The organism is Streptomyces niveiscabiei (assembly GCF_001419795.1).
Classification (GTDB): domain Bacteria; phylum Actinomycetota; class Actinomycetes; order Streptomycetales; family Streptomycetaceae; genus Streptomyces; species Streptomyces niveiscabiei.
Genome location: NZ_LIRL01001257.1, coordinates 1 through 1,629 on the forward strand (window position 1 = coordinate 1; position 1,629 = coordinate 1,629).

A 1,629-nucleotide genomic window follows, 5' to 3' on the forward strand; every position below is an offset into this window, starting at 1 on the left:
GTTCCCCGGGCCGCGCCCTTCCCCCTGGGGCGCGGCCCGGGGAACAGGGGACCCCGGGGCTCGCCCCGGACGCCGGCGGGTGGAGCGGATACCCGAAGGGCTTCTGGTTCAGCGCGGGACCTCTGGTTCAGCGCAGGACGAACGTCGTGGCGCTGCGCGCGGGCAGCGTCGCCGTGAAGGTGCCGTTCGCCACGCTCGCCGTCCCCTGGGAGGCGACGTTGCGGCCGGCGTCCGTCACCCACGACGCGACCGTCGACGGGGCGCTGTTCACCAGCGTGAACTGCTGGCTGACGGCGCCTGCCGCCTTGTTGACGGCGACGACGACCGTGGAGCCGCCGCCCCGGTACGCCGAGACGTAGACGTTCGTCGCGGGACTGGCCGTCGCGTCGACCCGGACGTATCCGGGGCGCACGAACCGCGCGAAGTGGGCCATGGCGGCGCCGCGTTTGCTGATCTGGCCGTCCTCGCGCATCGGGCCGTAGCCGCGCCGGATGTACCACCAGATGTACGCCTGGAACTCGGCGTCGACCATCGCGTGGTGGATGTGCTCGCCCACGTCGAGGGCCTGGGGCCAGAGGTCGGCGGAGTCGGAGCTGTTGGGGTGGTAGACCTCGGTCATCCAGAGTTCCTTGCCCGCGCCCTTCTGCTTGAACAGGGGGTAGGGGAAGTTCGCGAGGGAGGTGCCGTAGAGGTGGGCGCCGACGATGTCCACGTTGGCGAGGGCCACCGGGTCGTTGAGGATCGGGTCGGACATGTTCTTCAGGTACTGGAAGGACTCCGGGGCGATGACCCGGGTGCTGATCGCGCCGGCGTTGTCCCGCAGGAAGCGGACCATCTCGGCGGGGGTCCACCAGGTCCAGTCGTGGGCGTAGTCGGGTTCGTTCTGCACGGAGATGCCGTACAGGTTCACGCCGCCTGCGCGGTAGTGGGCGGTGAAGTCGTCGAGGTGGCGGGCGTAGGCGGCGTACATGTCGTACCTCAGGCGCCGGGCGTCGGTCTGGGTGCCGCGGACGAAGCGCTCGACCATGGACGCGGGCGGGTTCCACGGGGAGGCGATCACGGAGGCGCCCAGGGCGGTGGCGCGCTGGGCGGTCGCGAGGTCGCGGCTCCAGGCCGCGCGGTCCTCGGGGACGGGGACCCGCAGCAGGGAGAGGCCGAGCCGGCCGTCGCCGGTGCCGAAGGCGGTGTCGCGCTGGGCCGCGGTGAGGTCGCCGATCCAGGCGGTGTGGGTCATGCCGCCGAAGCCGCGGATGGTCTGCCGGGTGGCGGAGGGGTTGATGACGGCGGTGGCGGTGATCGTGCGGGCCTCGGCGCCTGAGGTGCCCGCGGCGGTGAGCACGGGCAGGGCGCCCAGGGTCGTCAGGACGGTTCTGCGGGTGGGTGCGCGGTGTGCCATGTCCCCTCCTCGTGGAGATGTGCCCGGCCCGTGCGGGGGCACGGGTCGTCCGGGAGCGCTCCCACCGCCAGGGGCTGCCCTTGCTGCGGGAGGTGGTGCCACACGGCTGGAGAGACACCGGCGTTGTTCGGCATGCTGAACGGTGTCCACGTGGCGGATCTGTCGCAAGGTAACGACGCCGCCCGGCACGGTCAAGGCTCTCCGCACGGGCAAACAGAAGGCTCCCCCTTCGT

The 1,629-nt window shown here is 72.0% G+C and carries 1 protein-coding gene; it reads right to left on the reverse strand.

What is annotated here, in order from left to right; genetic code table 11:
• Positions 1 to 127 precede the first annotated feature (127 nt).
• Positions 128 to 1,396 carry a glucuronoarabinoxylan endo-1,4-beta-xylanase XynC gene (xynC, locus tag AOK24_RS42830; RefSeq protein WP_055725256.1) on the reverse strand — a complete coding sequence of 423 codons (1,269 nt, stop codon included), beginning with the start codon at positions 1,394 to 1,396 and terminating at the stop codon, positions 128 to 130.
• Positions 1,397 to 1,629 lie beyond the last annotated feature (233 nt).